At 69.8% G+C, this 17138-nt stretch carries 17 protein-coding genes; 10 read left to right on the top strand and 7 right to left on the bottom strand.

Going from position 1 to position 17138, the window contains the following annotated elements:
* Positions 1–15 precede the first annotated feature (15 nt).
* Together greA and ACQY4O_RS03565 are read left to right on the top strand one after the other, a co-directional pair.
* A complete protein-coding gene (greA, locus tag ACQY4O_RS03570) occupies positions 16–489 on the top strand; it encodes a transcription elongation factor GreA (protein ID WP_321985739.1) in 474 nt (157 codons plus the stop codon).
* Positions 489–1685 (top strand): threonine ammonia-lyase, encoded by a 1197-nt coding sequence (locus ACQY4O_RS03565; protein WP_428374859.1) that lies wholly within the window; start codon positions 489–491, stop codon positions 1683–1685. Before greA ends, ACQY4O_RS03565 begins: the two co-directional genes overlap by 1 nt.
* 195 nt (positions 1686–1880) lie before the next feature.
* On the opposite strand, the gene ACQY4O_RS03560 is transcribed toward ACQY4O_RS03565, so the two are convergent.
* From ACQY4O_RS03560 to msrB, 3 genes are all read right to left on the bottom strand, one after another.
* Positions 1881–2111, bottom strand: coding sequence for a dodecin (locus ACQY4O_RS03560; protein ID WP_428374858.1), 231 nt, complete (start codon positions 2109–2111; stop codon positions 1881–1883).
* A 57-nt stretch (positions 2112–2168) separates the two neighbouring features.
* Complete coding sequence (gene upp, locus ACQY4O_RS03555; protein ID WP_428374857.1) at positions 2169–2819, bottom strand: uracil phosphoribosyltransferase; 651 nt, start codon at positions 2817–2819, stop codon at positions 2169–2171.
* Between the two features lie 128 nt (positions 2820–2947).
* Entirely contained in the window at positions 2948–3361 is a 414-nt protein-coding gene (msrB, locus tag ACQY4O_RS03550; RefSeq protein ID WP_428374856.1) for a peptide-methionine (R)-S-oxide reductase MsrB, read from the bottom strand.
* A 103-nt stretch (positions 3362–3464) separates the two neighbouring features.
* On the opposite strand from msrB, the gene ACQY4O_RS03545 reads away from it, so the two are divergent.
* The 6 genes from ACQY4O_RS03545 (at position 3465) to ACQY4O_RS03520 (ending at position 9912) form a co-directional block, all read left to right on the top strand.
* Positions 3465–3623 (top strand): hypothetical protein, encoded by a 159-nt coding sequence (locus tag ACQY4O_RS03545; protein ID WP_428374855.1) that lies wholly within the window; start codon positions 3465–3467, stop codon positions 3621–3623.
* 84 nt (positions 3624–3707) lie between these two features.
* Positions 3708–5255 carry a 2,3-bisphosphoglycerate-independent phosphoglycerate mutase gene (gene gpmI, locus ACQY4O_RS03540; RefSeq protein WP_428374854.1) on the top strand — a complete coding sequence of 516 codons (1548 nt, stop codon included), beginning with the start codon at positions 3708–3710 and terminating at the stop codon, positions 5253–5255.
* 206 nt (positions 5256–5461) lie between these two features.
* Entirely contained in the window at positions 5462–6562 is a 1101-nt protein-coding gene (locus ACQY4O_RS03535) for a murein hydrolase activator EnvC family protein (protein ID WP_428374853.1), read from the top strand.
* A 282-nt stretch (positions 6563–6844) separates the two neighbouring features.
* Entirely contained in the window at positions 6845–8275 is a 1431-nt protein-coding gene (locus tag ACQY4O_RS03530; RefSeq protein ID WP_428374852.1) for a S41 family peptidase, read from the top strand.
* 24 nt (positions 8276–8299) lie between these two features.
* Complete coding sequence (locus ACQY4O_RS03525) at positions 8300–9415, top strand: divergent polysaccharide deacetylase family protein (RefSeq protein WP_428374851.1); 1116 nt, start codon at positions 8300–8302, stop codon at positions 9413–9415.
* Positions 9412–9912 (top strand): RNA pyrophosphohydrolase, encoded by a 501-nt coding sequence (locus tag ACQY4O_RS03520; RefSeq protein WP_428374850.1) that lies wholly within the window; start codon positions 9412–9414, stop codon positions 9910–9912. The genes ACQY4O_RS03525 and ACQY4O_RS03520 overlap by 4 nt, the downstream gene beginning before the upstream one ends.
* A gap of 21 nt (positions 9913–9933) precedes the next feature.
* On the opposite strand, the gene mntR is transcribed toward ACQY4O_RS03520, so the two are convergent.
* Positions 9934–10404, bottom strand: a complete 471-nt coding sequence (mntR, locus tag ACQY4O_RS03515) for a manganese-binding transcriptional regulator MntR (RefSeq protein ID WP_428374849.1) — start codon at positions 10402–10404, stop codon at positions 9934–9936.
* A 226-nt stretch (positions 10405–10630) separates the two neighbouring features.
* Between mntR and ACQY4O_RS03510 the strand changes: the two genes are divergently transcribed.
* Positions 10631–11941: an Nramp family divalent metal transporter gene (locus ACQY4O_RS03510; protein ID WP_428374848.1), complete on the top strand. Its 1311-nt coding sequence runs from the start codon at positions 10631–10633 to the stop codon at positions 11939–11941.
* Between the two features lie 151 nt (positions 11942–12092).
* On the opposite strand, the gene ACQY4O_RS03505 is transcribed toward ACQY4O_RS03510, so the two are convergent.
* The 3 genes from ACQY4O_RS03505 to ACQY4O_RS03495 all read right to left on the bottom strand — a co-directional run bounded on the left by ACQY4O_RS03505 (position 12093) and on the right by ACQY4O_RS03495 (position 16199).
* A complete protein-coding gene (locus ACQY4O_RS03505; RefSeq protein WP_428374847.1) occupies positions 12093–13901 on the bottom strand; it encodes an ABC transporter ATP-binding protein in 1809 nt (602 codons plus the stop codon).
* Between the two features lie 596 nt (positions 13902–14497).
* Positions 14498–15523 carry an HD-GYP domain-containing protein gene (locus ACQY4O_RS03500; RefSeq protein WP_428374846.1) on the bottom strand — a complete coding sequence of 342 codons (1026 nt, stop codon included), beginning with the start codon at positions 15521–15523 and terminating at the stop codon, positions 14498–14500.
* A gap of 115 nt (positions 15524–15638) precedes the next feature.
* On the bottom strand, positions 15639–16199 hold the full coding sequence (locus ACQY4O_RS03495; RefSeq protein ID WP_428374845.1) for a DUF2244 domain-containing protein: 561 nt from the start codon (positions 16197–16199) through the stop codon (positions 15639–15641).
* 134 nt (positions 16200–16333) lie between these two features.
* Here ACQY4O_RS03495 and nth point away from each other — a divergent pair, with 134 nt between their 5' ends.
* The gene (nth, locus tag ACQY4O_RS03490; RefSeq protein WP_428378091.1) at positions 16334–17011 is read left to right on the top strand and encodes an endonuclease III; all 678 of its coding nucleotides are present in this window, start codon (positions 16334–16336) and stop codon (positions 17009–17011) included.
* Positions 17012–17138: the final 127 nt, after the last annotated feature.

Here is a 17138-nt window from a genome sequence, read left to right as displayed (position 1 = left end):
CCTTGGGGACCGGCTTTGCAGAAATTTCCGATGACGGGCCGCGGCCTGCAGCGGCTGGAAGATGAGTTGCGGCGCCTGAAGGGCGAGGAGCGCCCGTCGATCATCCGCGCCATCGCCGAGGCGCGCAGCCACGGCGACCTGTCGGAGAATGCCGAATACCACGCAGCGCGCGAGCGGCAGTCCTTCGTCGAGGGTCGGATCCAGGAACTCGAGGAGATCATGTCCTCGGTCGAGGTGATCGAGCCGCACACGCTGTCCGGCGACCACGTCAAGTTCGGCGCCCATGTCAGCCTGGTGGACGAGGAGACCGACAAGGAGGCAACCTACCAGATCGTCGGCGTCTATGAGGCCGACATCAAGTCGGGGCTGCTGTCGGTGTCGTCGCCGCTGGCCAAGTCGCTCATCGGCAAGAAGAAGGGCGACAGCATCTCGGTCCCGGCCCCCGGCGGTGACCGCAGCTACGAGATCCTGAGCATCAGCTACGGCTGATGATCGAACTTGCCGACGTCGTCGCGGCCGCGGGACGGATCGGCGGCAACATCCTGCGCACGCCGACCATCGTCTCCGAGGCCCTGTCGCGGGCGACCGGCGCGCACGTCACCCTCAAGCTCGACAACCTGCAGGCGATCGGCTCGTTCAAGGAGCGCGGGGCGGCCAACAAGCTGGCGCTGCTCACCGCGGATGAGCGCCGCCGCGGGGTGATCGCGGTCTCGGCCGGCAACCATGCCCAGGGCGTGGCCCGGCATGCGAGCCTGCTCGGCATCGACGCGGTGATCGTGATGCCGCGCTTCACGCCGGCGGCGAAGGTGACGCGCACGGCCCAGTGGGGCGCGCGCGTCGTGCTGCATGGCAACGACTTCACCGAGGCGATGGCGCATGCGGACGCCCTGTGCGCCACCGAAGGCCGGGTTTTTGTGCATCCCTATGACGATCCGGCGGTGATGGCCGGCCAGGGCACGCTCGGGCTTGAGATGCTGGAGGACGCTGGACCGCTCGACTGCCTGGTGATCCCCGTGGGCGGCGGCGGCCTGATCTCGGGCTGTGCCACGGTGGCGAACGCCATGCGGCCCGGCCTCGAGGTGATCGGCGTGCAGGTCGAGAGCCACGCCTCGCTGAGCCAGCATCCTGGCGACGAGATCGCCTCCGCCGGCGGCTCGACCATCGCCGAGGGCATCGCCGTGATGATGGTCGGGCGGCATCCGCTCGAGGTGATCCGCGCGCGCGTGGACGGCATGCTGGTCGTTCCGGAGCGCGCCGTGGAGGACGCCATCACGCTGCTGGCGGAAAGCGCCAAGCTGGTCGCGGAGGGCGCCGGCGCAGCCGCGGTTGCAGCCGTGCTGACCTATCCGGAGCGGTTCCGCGGCCGACGCCTCGGCATCCCGATCTGCGGCGGCAACATCGACAGCCGCATCCTCGCCAACACGCTGCTGCGCTCGCTGCTGCGGGACGGGCGGCTGCTGCGCCTGCTGATGGAAATCCCGGACCGTCCCGGCGTTCTGGCCGACATCGCCACGCGCATCGGCGAGATCGGCGGCAACATCATCGAGGTGTCGCACCAGCGGCTGTTCGCGGCCCCCAGCGTGCAGGCGGCGGAGCTCGAGGTCATGGTCGAGGCGCGCGACCCGCAGCATGCCGAGCAGATCGCGACCGCTCTGCGCACCACCTACACGGTGCGCAGAGTTTGACACTGGGAGGCTGTTCAAGACGCCTGATGCTGGATGAGAGCGACCTCCCGACTTTCAAGCATGGGGGTCGCGGCCGGCGTGACTTTCCGAGCACCGGAGCGAAGCAGCCTTTTCGGCTGTGAACACCGGAGCGGAAGAAAGGCGCCCATCCTTAAAAAGAGGGGGATCGCCAGCAGCAGGTGTTTTCAACAGCCTCTACGGTGCCAGGTGGACGTTGTCGTCCTCGACCGCGAAGCCGACCTTGAGCGTCACCTGGTAGTGGCTGAGCTTGTTGTTCTCGATATGGCCACGCGTCTCGGTGACCTCGAACCAGCGCATGTGCCGCACGGTGTTGGCGGCCTTGCTGATCGCAGCCTGGATGGCGGCCTCGATGCTGGTTTCCGACGAGCCGACCAGTTCGGTCACGCGATAGACATGGTCCGCCATTAGGAAATCTCCCCGTTGCTGTCGGCAGACAACGGAGGCGGCACGGGGTGGTTTCGGCTACTTGGTCCCGAACAGGCGGTCGCCGGCATCGCCCAGCCCGGGGCGGATGTAGCCGTTGGCGTCCAGTTCGCGGTCGATCGCCGCGGTGATCAGCTTCACGTCCGGGTGCGCGGCATGGAAGCGCTGCACGCCCTCGGGGGCGGCCAGCAGGCAGACGAAGCTGATCTGCCGCGCGCCGGCCGACTTCAGGCGATCGACGGCGGCGATCGCGCTGTGCCCGGTGGCCAGCATCGGATCGACGACGATGCAGAGCCGCTCGGCCATGTCGTCGGGCAGCTTGAGGTAGTACTCGACCGGCTCCAGGGTGACATGGTCGCGATACAGCCCGACATGGCCGACCCGGGCCGCCGGCACCAGGTCGAGCATGCCGTCCAGGATGCCATTGCCGGCGCGCAGGATCGAGACGAAGCAGAGCTTCTTGCCCGACAGCAGGTGCCCGGTGGTGCGCTCCAGCGGGGTCTCGATCTCGACCGCCTCGAGCGGCAGGTCGCGGGTCGCCTCGTACGCCATCAGCAGGCTGATCTCGCGCGTCAGCCGCCGGAAGCCGGCGGTCGAGGTGCCGGCCTGGCGCAGCCGCGTCAGCTTGTGCCGGACCAGTGGATGATCCAGCACCAGCAGCTTTCCCGGGAGCCTGTCCGATGGGATCATGCGGCAGAGGCTAATGCACCAACCCAGACAAAGCGAGCAGCTTTGTCTGGGTTAAAAGGTGCCCTAGGACATTGATATAGAGCGGTTTTAACCCAAACAGACCGGCCCGGTCTGTTTGGGTTGCTGCACTATGGGCCGGCCGGATCGAAATCCAGTGCCAGCCCGTTCATGCAGTAGCGCTCGCCGGTCGGCTGCGGGCCGTCCGGGAAGACGTGGCCCAGATGGCTCTTGCACTGCGCGCACTGCACCTCGATGCGTCGCATGAACAGGCTGTTGTCGGCCAGGGTCTGCACCGCACCCTCGATCGGCGCGTAGAAGGAGGGCCAGCCGCTGCCGCTCTCGTACTTGGCGTCGGACTTGAACAACGCGTTGCCGCAGGCGGCGCAGTGGTAGAGCCCGTCGCGCTTCTCGTAGTTCAGCGGGCTGGTGCCGGCGCGCTCGGTGCCATGCTCGCGCAGGATGCGGAACTGCTCGGAGGTCAGCTTTTCGCGGAACAGCTCCTCGCCCGCCTTGCCGATCTCTTCTCCAGTCTGGCTGCCCATGCGCGTTCTCCTGTCCAGGACGTTGTCCTGAGATGGGGTCGGGGCCGCCGAAACCCACCCCGTCCCGGCCGCTTATGATGCCGGCATCCGGGAGACCAGCAGCATGTCCGAGACCAACAGCAATCCCGACCAGATCGACCCCGGCCCGATCGACCCCGAGCCGATCGATGCGGAAGAGAAGATCGACGAGGGCGTCGACGAGACCTTCCCCGCCAGCGACCCACCCTCGACGGGCGGCAGCACCGGGCCGAACGATCCCTGAGCCGCATCGCGGCCGGGGCGGCAGCCTGACAAGCCGCCCGGTTGATGGCATGCTTCGCCGCCTCGAGCCGCACAGGAGCATGCCATGCCAGCACAGCAACGCCGTCCGGTCATGCTGGTGATCCTGGACGGTTTCGGCTGGCGCGAGGATGCCAGCAACAATGCGGTCGCACTGGCACGCACGCCGGCGTTCGACCGGCTCTGGGCGACAGGCCCGACCGCCTTCCTGCGCACCTGCGGCCGCGATGTCGGGCTTCCGGATGGCCAGATGGGCAACTCCGAGGTCGGCCACCTGAATATCGGCGCCGGACGCGTGGTGATGCAGGAACTCCCGCGGGTGTTCGCCGCCATCGCGGATGGCAGCCTCGCCGCCAGCCCCGCCATGCAGCGCCTAGTCGCCGCGCTGCGCCAGAGCGGCGGCACCTGCCACCTGCTCGGGCTGGTCTCCCCGGGCGGCGTGCACGCCCACCAGGACCATGCGGCGGCGATCGCGCACATCCTGACCGACGCCGGCATTCCGGTCGCCGTGCACGCCTTCACCGACGGACGCGACACGCCGCCGCGCTCCGGCCGCGCCGACCTCGCCAGGCTGCGCGAGGCGCTGCCTGCTTCGGCGCCAATCGTCACCGTCTGCGGGCGCTACTATGCGATGGACCGCGACAAGCGCTGGGAGCGGGTGCAAAAGGCGTACGACGCCATTGTGTCGGGCATCGGCCCGCATGCCGACGACCCGGATACGGTGCTGGCGCATGCCTATGCCGGCGAGATCACCGACGAGTTCGTCGCGCCGACGGTGATCGGCGCCTATGCCGGCATGCAAGACGGCGATGCGCTGCTGTCGTTCAACTTCCGCGCCGATCGCATCCGCCAGCTCTACGATGCCCTGCTCGACCCGGAGTTCGCGGGCTTCCCCCGCAGCCGGCGACCCGACTTTGCGCTCGCGGTCGGCATGACCCGCTACAGCGACCACCTCGCCGGCCGGATCGAGGTGCTGTTCCCGCCGCAGAGCCTGGACGACCTGCTCGGCGATGTGGTCGCGGCCAGCGGGAGGCGGCAGCTCCGCATGGCGGAGACCGAGAAATACCCGCACGTGACCTACTTCCTCAATGGCGGCCGCGAGGCGGCGCTGGCCGGCGAGGACCGCATCATGGTGCCGTCGCCGAAGGTCGCCACCTACGACCTGCAGCCGGAGATGTCGGCCCCGGAGCTCACCGACCGCGCCGTCGCGGCGATCGGCTCGGGCGCATACGACCTGATCGTGCTGAACTTCGCCAACCCGGACATGGTCGGCCATACCGGCGACCTCACCGCCGCGATCAGCGCGGTGGAGACCGTCGATACCGGGCTCGGCCGCATCGCGGAGGCCATCGCGGGGGCAGGCGGGGTGCTGCTCGCGACCGCCGACCACGGCAATTGCGAGATGATGCGCGATCCGCAGACCGGCGGCCCGCACACCGCCCACACGCTGAACAAGGTGCCGCTGGTGGCAACCGGCGTGCCGGCCGGGCGACGGCTGGTGGATGGACGACTGGCCGACCTGGCGCCGACGCTGCTGGCGCTGATGGGGATCGAGCAGCCGGCGCTGATGACCGGGCACTCGCTGCTGGCGCCGGCGCAGACGACGACGGCCTGAACCGGATCACGCCGATCGCCCCGGCCGGCGGCTGCCGGGTCCTCATCACCGCGGGCTGCCTGCTCGCAGCGGCGCCGGTCCTGGCCGCCGCCCCCCGGCACGGGCGCCACGCCCATCACGCGGATGCGACCCGGCTTGCGGCCCAGGCAGCGGCGGCGACCGCGCGCCTCAAGGCCGCCGAGACCGAGCGCCGTGCCTCGCAGGCCTTGCAGCAGGCGGCCGCACGGCAGGCGCAGGCCGACCAGGCGCGCGCCATCGCCCTGTCGGCGCAATCGCGCGACGTCTCGGGACGGCTGCGGCAGACCGAACAGCAGGTGGTCCAGACGCAGGCGCGGATCGACGCGCTGGGCGTGCAGCGTCGGCAGCTCGAGGCGGCGCTGGCGCAGCAGGCGGCGGCGCTGGCACCGCTGCTGCCGCTGATCGAGCGGCTGTCGCTGTATCCCGCCGAGACCCTGCTCGCCTCACCGGCCCGGCCGAACGACGCGCTGAGCGGTCTGCTGGTGCTGCGCGGCCTCGGCGCGGAGCTGGAACGCAAGGCGGCGTCGATCCGGGCCGGACAGGCGGACCTGGTGCGGCTGGGCAACGCACTCGGCAGCCAGAACGCCGACCTCGCCGGCCTGCGTCGCGAGCAGCTGGCGCGCGACGCCGACGTGAGCGCGCAGGCGGCGCAGGCGCTGGCCGCGCAGCGCGCGTCGGCGCAGGCCGCCGACATCGCGGCCCGGCAGGCCGCGACCAACGCCGCGCGGGCCGCCAGCCTGCAGGACGCGGTGGCCAGCATCGATGCGGCGCAAAAGGCGGCCGCCGAGCGGTTCCGGCGCGAGGCGGCGGCGGCCGAGCGCCAGCGCCGGCCAATTGCCGCTCGCCGCGCGCGGGACAGCGCCGCCTCGGTCACCGTCGAGGCCGGTCCGGGGCTGGCGCCTGGGGCCGGCGGCCCGGCGCCGGTGGCCGGGCGTATCGTGCAGGCGTGGGGGGCGCCGACCGACGCGGGACCCGCGACCGGGGTCAGCTATGCCCCGCCGCCGCTCGCCTCGGTCAGCGCGCCATGCGACGGCCGCGTCGATTTCGCCGGGCCGTTCCGGTCGTACGGGCAGATGCTGATCGTCGATTGCGGACAGGGCTACCGCTTCGTGCTGGCCGGCCTGCAGCGGCTCGACGTGGCGGTCGGCCAGAAGCTGGCCCGCGGCGTCGCCCTCGGCAGCATGCCGGACTTCGGCAGCGGCAGCCGCACACGACCAACGCTCTACCTGCAGCTCCGCCACGGCGCGGCGGCGATCGATCCGGCCGGCTTCCTGCACGGCCGCTCCTGACGGGCTGCGAAAAAAGCAAGAGCAAGGGCTCCGCCCTTGACCCGCTGGGACCTGAGGCCCCAGACCCGCTCTCTTAAAAGAAGGGATTTCAAAGGCTTGCCTTTGATGGGGTCCAGGGGCAAAGCCCCTGGCATCGCAAGGGGCCCCAGGTGCCCGATGCTGCTCTAGAAACGTTCACACTGCCTCTCTTGCGTGTAATCTCCAGGAGATGCGCCGGCGCCACGGTTTATGGCATGCTGCAGCAGTGTCGCCGGTGCAGGCGGCGATCAGGAGACGATACGCATGAAGTTGCGCACTGGCCTGCTGCTCGGGTCCGCATTCCTCGCGGGCGTCGTGGCCGGTCCCGATCTCGGGAGGCTGGTGACGCATCACGGCCTCGGCATGACCATAGGCAGCCTGATACCCGCGGGGGGCCTGATGCCGGCAGCGCTGGCCGACGAGGCCCCGACGCAGAACCATGCCGAGACCTACCGGCTGCTGACCCTGTTCGGCGACGTGTTCGAGCGGGTGCGGGCGGACTATGTCGAGCCGGTCACCGATCGCGACCTGATCACCAACTCGCTGAACGGCATGCTGTCCGGGCTCGACCCGCACAGCGCCTACATGACCGAGAAGCAGTTCGCCGACATGCAGGTGCAGACCAAGGGCGAGTTCGGCGGCCTCGGGCTCGAGGTCACCGGCGAGGATGGCCTGGTCAAGGTGATCTCGCCGATGGACGGCACCCCGGCCTCGCGCGCCGGCATGAAATCGGGCGACCTGATCCTGTCGATCAATTCCAAGAGCATGGACGGCATCTCGCTCAACGACGCGGTCGAGCGCATGCGCGGCGAGCCCGGCTCGAAGATCACGCTGGGCATCAAGCGGCCCGGCATCGACAAGCCGTACGACGTCACCATGACGCGTGAGATCATCCACATCCAGGTGATCAAGTCGGCCCTCTACGGCCGCGTCGGCTACATCCGGGTGTCGCAGTTCAACGAGGAGACCGATCCCGGGCTGCGCGCCGCCTACGAGAAGCTGAGCCACCAGGCCGGCGGGCACCTGTCCGGGCTGGTCCTCGACCTGCGCAACAATCCCGGTGGCCTGCTCGAGCAGGCCGTCGATGTCTGCGACGATTTCATCAGTTCAGGCGAAGTGGTTTCCACGCGGGCGCGGCATCCCGAGGACAGCCAGCGCATGAACGCGCACGGCACCGACATCACCGACGGCGCGCCGCTGCTGGTGCTGATCAACCAGGGGTCCGCCTCGGCCAGCGAGATCGTCGCCGGCGCGCTGCAGGACCACCAGCGTTCGATCACGCTGGGCGAGCGCTCGTTCGGCAAGGGCTCGGTGCAGACCGTGATCCCGATCCCGGGCAACGGCGCCATCCGGCTGACCACGGCGCGCTACTACACGCCGTCCGGGCGCTCGATCCAGGGCCTGGGCATTGCGCCGGATGTCAGCGTGCAGGAGGATCGCGAGGACTTGTCGCGGTTCATGCCGCGCGAGGCCGACCTCGACCACATCATCAAGAACCAGGGCGGCAGCCAGGCCAAGGCGCCGCCTAGAGGCGACCTGCCGCAGATCGTGAAGACCATCCCGGACAAGCCGCCGGCGAACTGGCCGAAGTTCGACCTCACCAAGCCCTCCACCGACTTCCAGCTGCAGCAGGGGCTCAAGGTCATCCAGGCGATGATCACCGACCGGCCGACGCAGCACGCCGGCACGCCGTAAGCGGCGGCCGGGCCGGGGTGCGGGATGCGGCCGATCCTCAGGATCCCCGGCCTCAGGACCCCGGCCCAGGCCAGGGCCTGGCTGGCGCGGCCGAGGCTTCCTGCATCGCGCAGCGGACGCGCCCTGCTCGGGTTCTGGTCGGCGCTGCTGCTGGCCGCTTGCGTGGGCGGCGCGACGCTGCAATGGCTCGGGCCGGTCAGGCCTTCGCCCGACAAGGTCCGGGCGGCCGCCCGGCCCGTGCTGGTCGCGACGTTGATTGCCAAACCCGCGCATGCCGCGGCGGCGGTCCCGCATCCCCGCACGGCCATCGCCGCACCTGATCCGGCTCTGCTCGAGCCGGCACCCGACTATCACGGCGCCGCGGTCCCGCGCATCGCCGCCGACGGGCGGCAGGCGCGGGTCGTCTATGCCGGCTGGTCGCCGCCCGAGGGGGCGCTGCCGCCGCCACCACGCATCGGCATCCTGCTGGACGGCCTCGGCCTGTCGGCCGCCGACAGCACGTCCGCCATCGAGAGCCTGCCGGCGGCGGTCAGCCTGGCGGTGTCGCCGTATGCGCCGGATCTCGAGCCGCTGCTGGCCGAGGCGCGCCTGCGTGGCCACGAACTGCTGCTCTCCCTGCCGATGGAGCCGCTGCACGCCCCGAACGACGACGAGGGACCGCAGGCGATGAACGACGACCTTGCCGCGCAGCAGAACCAGCGCCGGCTGGAGTGGGCCTTGTCGCGGCTGCAGGGCTATGCCGGGGTGACCAACGCGCTCTCCGGCCTCGCCGGCGAAGGCTTCACCGGCCTGCCGGCATTCGGCGTGGTGGCGCACGGTCTCGGGGCGCGGGGCCTGTTCTACCTCAATGCCAGTCCGGGCACCGACCGGCCGCTCGGCATCTGGGGTGCGAACGCCGACCTGCGCCTCGACGACACCCAGGATGCCGCCGCGATCGATGCGCGCCTGCTGCAGCTCGAGCAGATCGCGTCGCATAACGGCCACGCGATCGGGGTCGCCGGCCCGCTGTATCCTGTCACCGTGGCGCGGATCGCCGCGTGGAGTCGCAGCCTGGCGGCGCGCGGGATGATTTTGGTGCCGGTCAGCAGCCTCTCGGGGGCGCCGGCGGATGCGGTCGAAGCCAGGCGGAGCGACGAGTGAGCGCACCGGACTATGCCGCCCTGCCCTACCGCCCGAACGTCGGCGCGGTGCTGTTCAACCGTGACGGGCTGGTGCTGGTCGCGCGGCGCGCCGACCTGCCGAATGCCGAAGGACGCGTAGGCGTTTGGCAGCTGCCGCAGGGCGGCATCGACGGCGACGAGGACCCGCGCGCGGCGGTGCTGCGCGAACTGCGCGAGGAGGTCGGCACCGACCGGGCCGAGATCATCGCCGAGCACCCGGACTGGCTGTCCTACGACCTGCCGGCGAGCCTGCTCGGCGTCGCCCTAGGCGGCAAGTTCCGCGGCCAGCGGCAGCGCTGGTTCGCGCTGCGGTTCCTGGGCGAGGATGCCGACATCCGGCTCGACCGCGATCCGCATCCCGAGTTCGACGCCTGGAAGTGGCTGAAGCTCGCGGAGCTGCCGCTGCAGGAGGTCGGCTTCAAGCGCGCGACCTACGCCATTCTGGCCGTCGCCTTCGCCCGGTTCGCCAGAGCATGATCCAGGGCGCGCGGGAGGGCGTCATGATCGTTCAGCCAGGAAATGCGCGAAGGCCTCCAGCGACGCCGCGGAGGCGTGGTGCTCCATGCCTTCGGCGTCGGCCTCCGCGACCTCCTCCGGAACCCCGACCGCCAGCAACAGCTCGACCATGAGCCGGTGTCTCGCACGGACCCGGGTAGCCAGTTCCAGACCGGCGTCGGTCAGGAAAACGCCGCGATAGGGGCGAGCTGTCGCCAGCCCTTCGCGCTTGAGGCGATCGATGCTCTTCAGCGCAGTCGGGTGGGTCACGCCCAGCCGCTTGGCGATCTCGCTGGCGCGGGCTTCGCCGTGTGCCGCATGGAGGTCGGCGATCAGCTCCACATAATCTTCCAGCAAGGCGGCAGAGCGGGCAGCGCGGGCCTTGCCGAAGCGCAGCGCCTGCGTGGGCTCTTCGGGCATGTCGTCGGCCATGACCTCGGGCGCGGTGGCGACGCTCCGGGTCACCTGGCCCATCCCTTCGGGGTCGGCGTTCCGGGAGGTGGTTGCGCCTGTGCGCGCTCGAGCATCCGCAGCCCTTGTTCCGCCTTGATCCAGTTTAGGCGGCTTAGCACAGGATTGCGCCGTCGCACTCTTGTGAGGCTCCTGGCACAAAACTCGAACCATAGCCATATGGTTTTGCCTGGCGCCACATGTGTAGCATCGGCTATACTAGCTATGTTGCAGTGCGGGATTGAGATTGATGAGCGAACTCGCGGCAAGACAGACCCTCACTGAACGGACCGACGCCGCCATTCGGGACGTCCTGGCTGGCCGGCGCAGCGGCGGGCGTTCCGCCCTGCTATTCGCGGGACCGGCGGTGATCGCCTCGATCGCCTACGTGGATCCCGGAAACTTCGCGACCAACATCCAGGCTGGTGCGGCCTTCGGCTACACGCTGCTCTGGGTGGTGCTCGTGGCGAACCTGATCGCCATGCTGTTCCAGGCCTTGTCGGCAAAGCTCGGCATCGTCACCGGCCGCAACCTGGCGGAGCTTTGCCGCGAGCAGTTCTCGCCGCCCGTGGTCTATGCCATGTGGGCCGCCAGCGAGGTGGCCGCGATGGCCACCGATCTCGCCGAGTTTCTCGGTGGCGCGATCGGACTGTCGCTGCTGTTCCACCTGCCGCTCCTGGCCGGCATGGTGGCGACCGGCGCCGTCACCTTCGGCATCCTGATGGTCCAGGGGCGCGGCTTCCGGCCCATGGAGATGATCATCGGCGGCCTCGTGGTTGTGATCGGTCTTTGTTATGTCGTCGAGATGTTCGTGGCGCCTGTCGCCTGGGGTCAGGCCGGCCTGCACTCGATCATCCCGGAGATGCCCGACGCTGCGGCGCTGACGATCTCGGTCGGCATCATCGGCGCGACCGTGATGCCGCACGCCCTCTACCTGCACTCGGGCCTGACACAGGACCGCGCGCCGGGCGCCGATACGCCCGGGCGCCGGATGTTGCTGCGCTTCTCGAACCGCGAATGCATCGTCGCCCTTGCCCTGGCCGGTGCCGTCAACATGGCGATGGTGATGATGGCCTCCGCCGCGTTCCACGCCGGCCACAGCGACGTCTCGGAGATCCAGACCGCCTACCACACCCTGACACCGCTGCTCGGCATCGGCGCCGCCGGCGTGTTCCTGGTCTCACTCATGGCGTCGGGCATTTCGAGTTCGGTCGTCGGCACCATGGCCGGGCAGATGATCATGCAGGGCTTCGTCGGTTTCCGCATCCCGATCTGGGTGCGCCGGCTCGTCACCATGGTGCCCGCCTTCCTGGTGATCGCCTTCGGTATGAACGCGACCTACGCGCTCGTCATCAGCCAGGTCGTACTGTCCTTCGCCTTGCCGATCCCCATGCTTGCCCTCGTCGTGTTCACCCGAAATCGCGCCATCATGGGCGAGTTCGCCAATAACCGGCTCACCGACGTGGCCGCGATCGTCGGCTCTGTCATCATCCTGTTCCTGAACGCCGTGCTTCTGCTGCAGACGTTCGGCGTTCCGATCCCGGGGCTGCCGTCTGCCTGAAGCGGCCGGGCTGCCGAACGACGCAATCGGCTTCTATCTGGTCCGAAGCCGGAATGCGTCCGTGGCGCCGGGACCGCGGCCGACGGTCTGCATGAGGCACGCGCTCGCCACGTTTCCGTCGGCGATCCGATATCGGCTCCGAAGCCAGCCCCTACTCGGCCGCCAGCCCCAGCGCCTGACGCTCGAACAGCCGGCGATACAGCCCGTCCGGACGTGTCAGCAGCCGTGCGTGGCTGCCGTCTTCGAGGATGCGGCCGTTCGCGAACACCAGGATGCGGTCGAGCGACACCACCGTCGACAGCCGGTGCGCGATCACGATCACCGTGCGGCCCTGCATCAGGCGCTGCATCGCGTCCTGCACCAGCGCCTCGGTGTCGCTGTCGAGACTCGAGGTCGCCTCGTCCAGGATCAGCACCCGGCTGTCGGCGAGGAAGGCGCGCGCGATCGCGATGCGCTGGCGCTCGCCCCCCGAGAGCTTGACGCCACGCTCGCCGACCAGGGTCGCATAGCCGTCCGGCAGCTTCGCGATGAAGCCGTCCGCATTGGCGAGCAGCGCCGCCCGGGCGATCTCGGCATCGCTCGCCCCCGGCCGCCCGTACGAGATGTTCTCGGCCAGCGAGCGATGGAACAGCACCGGCTCCTGCGGCACGATGGCGATCTGCGCACGCAGGCTCTCCTGCTGCACGCCGGCGATATCCTGGCCGTCGATCAGGATGCGGCCCTGCTGCACGTCGTACAGCCGCTGCAGCAGCTTGGTCAGCGTGGTCTTGCCGGACCCTGACGGCCCGACCAGGCCAAGGCGGGTGCCGGCCGGGATCTCCAGCGACAGGTCCTCGAACAACCCCGTCGCGTGGCTGCCGTAATGGAACCAGACATGCGCGAAGCGGATCGCGCCACGCCCGATGAGGATCGGCGCCGCACCCGGCTGGTCGCGCACGGAGGCGGGCTGGGCAAACAGCGCGACCAGCTCCTCCATCTCGTTGACCGCGCGCTGCATCTGGCTGACCTGCTGGCCGATGTCGCGCAGGTAGCCCTGCACCAGGAACACCAGGGTCAGCACGTAGGCGATGTCGCCGGGGCCGGCGTCGCCGCGCTGCCACAGCAGCAGGGCGGCGCCGACCATGACGATGCGTAAGCCCAGCAGGCAGAGCCCCTGGAGGTTGCCGCTGTTGGTGCCGCGTATCCAGGTGCGCGCGGTGCGGCCGGACCAGCGGCGCAGCACGCGCGCCAGCCTGGCATCCTCGCGGCTCTCGGCGCCGAATGCCTTGACCACCGCATTGCAGGTGACGGCATCGGCCAGCGCCGCCCCCATGCGGGTGTCCCAGCGGTTCGAGACACTCGCGGTCGGCGCCACGTAGCGCAGCGTCATCAGGCAGGAGAGCAGGGCGAACAGCAGCGCGCAGACGCCAAGCAGCAGACCCATCAGCGGCCAGCGCAGCGCCAGCACCAGGGTGGTGCCGACCAGCACCACCAGTTCCGGCAGCAGCAGCAGCAGCAGCGTGTCGTCGAGCGTGTCGATCGCCCACATGCCGCGGGTCAGGCGACGCACGGTGGAGCCGGCGAAGGTGTTGGCGTGCCAGTCGGTGGAGAAGCGCTGCACCCGGTGGAAGGCGTCCGACGCCACCTCGCTCATGACGCGCAGGGTCAGGCGGGTGATGCCGACATAGCCCAGGCGTCGCCCGAGGACGGCGATGCAGCCGAGGACGCTGAGGCCACCCAGCAGCAGCAGCGCCGCGCGCAGGTCCTGCCCGCGATGCTGGCCCGCCCCATGCGTCACCACATCGACGAGACGCCCGGCCAGCACCGGCGTCACCACGTCGGTGGCGGTCGCCAGAGTCATGCCGAACGCCACGGTCGCCAGCATGCGCGGATGCCGGCGCCAGCGCGCGAACAGGAAGCCGAGCACCGCGCCGAAGCTGCTGCTCCGCGCACGACGCGAGGATGGGGTCGTCGTGGTCAATGCGGTCCGTCCCGAACCGCGGATCAGCCGCCGGTCCCTGGCCTGAGAGAGGGGCCAGGGTTTCTACAGGAAACCCGGCCGGCCGGCCAAGGGCGTCGGGCCGTCGTCCTCAAAGCCCGTCCGAGAATGCGCTACGCTGAGCAAGAGTGCCGCTTCGCGGCACGCCCGGCGTGGCCTGCGAGAACCGGAGCGGAGCGGCCTTTTCGGCCGTGAGCACCGGAAGCGCAGAAAGGCGCCCAACCTTGAAAAGTGGGGGATCGCCAGCGTATTCGCAGAGCCCGTCCGAGAATGCGCTACGCTGAGTGAGAGTGCCGCCTCGCGGCACGCCCGGCGTGGCCTGCGAGAACCGGAGCGGACCGGCCTTTTCGGCCGTGAGCACCGGAAGCGCAGAAAGGCGCCCAACCTTGAAAAGTGGGGGATCGCCAGCGTACTCGCAGAGCCCGTCCGAGAATGCGCTACGCTGAGCGAGAGTGCCGCCTCGCGGCACGCCCGGCGTGGCCTGCGAGAACCGGAGCGGAGCGGCCTTTTCGGCCGTGAGCACCGGAAGCGCAGCAGGCCGCGTCGGATCGCCAGCGTAGTAGCATTATCGGACGGGCTCAGATGGGCAGGTGGATCAGGCCGGGGGCCGCTTCGGACACCGGGATGATGCTGGCGGTGCTGCCCCAGGCGAACAGCGGCGCGGTCTCCAGCTCCCGCTCGGACAGGCGCTCTTCGAGAACGCGCTCGCCGGGCGCCGTGGCACTGTCGCGCGCCGTGATCATGCCGGGCAGGTCGGCCAAGAACAGCTGCATCAGGGCCGGGTCGAACTGCGTCCCGGCGTGAGCCTCGAGGAAGCCGCCGACCTCCTCCAGCTGCCAGGCCGCCTTGTAGCAGCGCTCGCTGAGCAGCATGTCGAAGGCTTCGGCGATCGCCACCACCCGGCTGGTCAGCGGAATGCTGTCGCCCGCGAGACCCATCGGGTAGCCGGTGCCGTCCCAGCGCTCGTGATGGTGCAGCGCGATGCTGGCCGCAAGGTCGAGCATCGGCTCGCCGCTGCGCGCCAGCATGCGATGGCCGATCCTGGTGTGGCTCTGCACCAGGCGGCGCTCGTCCACGTCGAGCTCGGCCGGCTTGCAGAGCAGGGACGCGGGCAGTCCGACCTTGCCGACATCGTGCAGCGTCGCCGCCACAAGCAGATCCGACGCCTGCGCGGGATCGAAACCGGCGGCCAGCGCGAGGCGCACCGAGACCCGCGCGGTCGCGTCCTCGTGGGTGTCGCCGGCGACGCACAGGCGGCGCACCAGCTCCGCCTGGTCGAGCGGCGCGCGGCCCCGACGCGGCCGCGCGTTCCAGGCGCCGATGCAGGCCCCGGCGAGCGCCACCGCGACCAGCACCGACAGCACGGTGGCGCTCCGCGGCGCGTGCTGCGGCACGTCGCCGAGCCGCACGATGAGCAGGACCAGGCCGAGCAGCATGCCGCCGGCGATCGGCTTGACGAGATCGCCGAGCCCGACGGTCGGGCGCAGCAGGTCCTCGGCGAGGCGGCGTATCGAGGCGAAGGCGAACAGATAGCCGGTGAGGCAGAGCAGGCCGCTCAGCGAGACGGCCAGGACCAGGACGGCATTGGGCTGCAAACCGGACATGGGAGCATAGCCTTGGGATCCCCCGCATAGGCGCGGGGAATGTCACGAGTATTTACAGTTATGGTTCGGCTCCGTAAAGACAATTCGGCCCCTAAGTTGCTGTTATTATACCGATTTAATCCGGGAAGTTCTCATAGCGCGGATTACGGCAGGAATGCAGCGCAACCCTCAGTTCCTGCGCTAAAACCCGGCGCCCGACCTCGTCCAGAAACCGCCCGATCTCCTCCTGCACGCCGTGTCCGTGCAGGCGCACGCGCACGATCGAGCCGGGGCGGTCATGCAGGTCCACACGCAGCCAGTACGGCGACAGCCGGCGCTCCAGCTTGCCTTGGTTCGAGTCGATGCGGGTCAGAAGGAGGCTCTGCTCGCGCAGCTCGATCCACTCGGCGCGACGCAGGTCACGCGCGTTGCGATACAGCAGCATGCAGGCCAGCAGCACCTCGAGACCGCAGAAGCCCGGGACCGGCCAGGCGCCGAGCACCCAGAACAAGGTGCCGATGGCAACGCTGGCCCCGGTCAGCAGCAGGATCACGACCGTCCGCGCTTGCGCGGACAGGCTGGAATTCGGCGTCATGCGGGCCTCGAACAGCACCGGACCCCACAGCGCCTCGTCGTCGGGCAGACGGTCCGGCATCGCGCCGAGGCGCTCTTCGCGGGTGTTCTCGCTGCAGCCCATGCCGCCAGCATGGAACCATGGCTCTTGCGCCGCCATAGAGCAGGCGACACGCCAGCAGGACAAACATGGCCACGCCGATCACGAAGCTTGCGGCCGCGTCGCGCAAGCCTGCAAAACCCAGGATCGGGCGTCCGATGCCGCGGGCCGATGCGCGGCACTTCGTCGAGGCGCTGGCGCTGGCCAACCCGAACGCCGAAAGCGAGCTCACCTACACCGATCCGTTCACCCTGCTGGTCGCGGTCGTGCTGTCGGCGCAGGCGACCGACGCCTCGGTCAACAAGGCGACCGTGCGGTTGTTCGCGGATGCCCCCGACCCGGCGGCGATGGCAGCGCTCGGCGAGGCCGGGATTGCCGCCCATATCCGCACCATCGGGCTGTGGCGGGCCAAGGCGCGCAACGTGCTGGCGCTGAGCCGGACGCTGCTGGAGACGCATGGCGGCGCGGTGCCCGACGATCGGCAAGCGCTCGAGGCGTTGCCCGGAGTCGGCCGCAAGACCGCCAACGTGGTGCTGAACGTCGCCTTCGGGCACAGCACGATGGCGGTGGACACGCACATCTTCCGCATCGGCAACCGCACCGGCCTCGCCCCCGGTGCCACGCCGCGCGCCGTCGAGGACCTGCTGGTCGCGCGGATCCCGGCCGCCATGCTGCGCCCGGCGCACCACTGGCTCATCCTGCACGGGCGCTACGTCTGTCGCGCGCGGGCACCGGAATGCTGGCGCTGCGCCGCCCGCGCATGGTGCCGCTACAAGGCGAAGCGCGCCTCGCCGGCGAGTGCGGCCGACGCCGACCCGCTGCCGCCGCCGGACTGAGCTAACAGGGTGCTCAAAAACCCGAGAACGATGCAGTCGCTATGAAACCAAAGCAGGCCAAGGGCTTTGCCCCTGGACCCCATCAAAGGCTAGCCTTTGAAATCCTTGTATTTTTAGAATCGGGGTC

The sequence above is a fragment of the Lichenicoccus sp. genome (assembly GCF_965277665.1).
In the GTDB taxonomy this organism is placed as follows: domain Bacteria; phylum Pseudomonadota; class Alphaproteobacteria; order Acetobacterales; family Acetobacteraceae; genus Lichenicoccus.
The sequence above is the reverse complement of the archived record's forward strand: the minus strand, read 5'-3'. Positions and strand labels throughout refer to the sequence as shown.

Bases quoted from the DNA above. Each gene is read 5' to 3' on its own strand.
- ACQY4O_RS03565 (WP_428374859.1), top strand. From the start codon at position 489: ATGATCGAACTTGCCGACGTCGTCGCGGCCGCGGGACGGATCGGCGGC.
- ACQY4O_RS03560 (WP_428374858.1), bottom strand. From the start codon at position 2,111: ATGGCGGACCATGTCTATCGCGTGACCGAACTGGTCGGCTCGTCGGAA.
- upp (WP_428374857.1), bottom strand. From the start codon at position 2,819: ATGATCCCATCGGACAGGCTCCCGGGAAAGCTGCTGGTGCTGGATCAT.
- msrB (WP_428374856.1), bottom strand. From the start codon at position 3,361: ATGGGCAGCCAGACTGGAGAAGAGATCGGCAAGGCGGGCGAGGAGCTG.
- ACQY4O_RS03545 (WP_428374855.1), top strand. From the start codon at position 3,465: ATGTCCGAGACCAACAGCAATCCCGACCAGATCGACCCCGGCCCGATC.
- gpmI (WP_428374854.1), top strand. From the start codon at position 3,708: ATGCCAGCACAGCAACGCCGTCCGGTCATGCTGGTGATCCTGGACGGT.
- ACQY4O_RS03530 (WP_428374852.1), top strand. From the start codon at position 6,845: ATGAAGTTGCGCACTGGCCTGCTGCTCGGGTCCGCATTCCTCGCGGGC.
- ACQY4O_RS03525 (WP_428374851.1), top strand. From the start codon at position 8,300: ATGCGGCCGATCCTCAGGATCCCCGGCCTCAGGACCCCGGCCCAGGCC.
- mntR (WP_428374849.1), bottom strand. From the start codon at position 10,404: ATGGGCCAGGTGACCCGGAGCGTCGCCACCGCGCCCGAGGTCATGGCC.
- ACQY4O_RS03510 (WP_428374848.1), top strand. From the start codon at position 10,631: ATGAGCGAACTCGCGGCAAGACAGACCCTCACTGAACGGACCGACGCC.
- ACQY4O_RS03500 (WP_428374846.1), bottom strand. From the start codon at position 15,523: ATGTCCGGTTTGCAGCCCAATGCCGTCCTGGTCCTGGCCGTCTCGCTG.
- ACQY4O_RS03495 (WP_428374845.1), bottom strand. From the start codon at position 16,199: ATGGGCTGCAGCGAGAACACCCGCGAAGAGCGCCTCGGCGCGATGCCG.
- nth (WP_428378091.1), top strand. From the start codon at position 16,334: ATGCCGCGGGCCGATGCGCGGCACTTCGTCGAGGCGCTGGCGCTGGCC.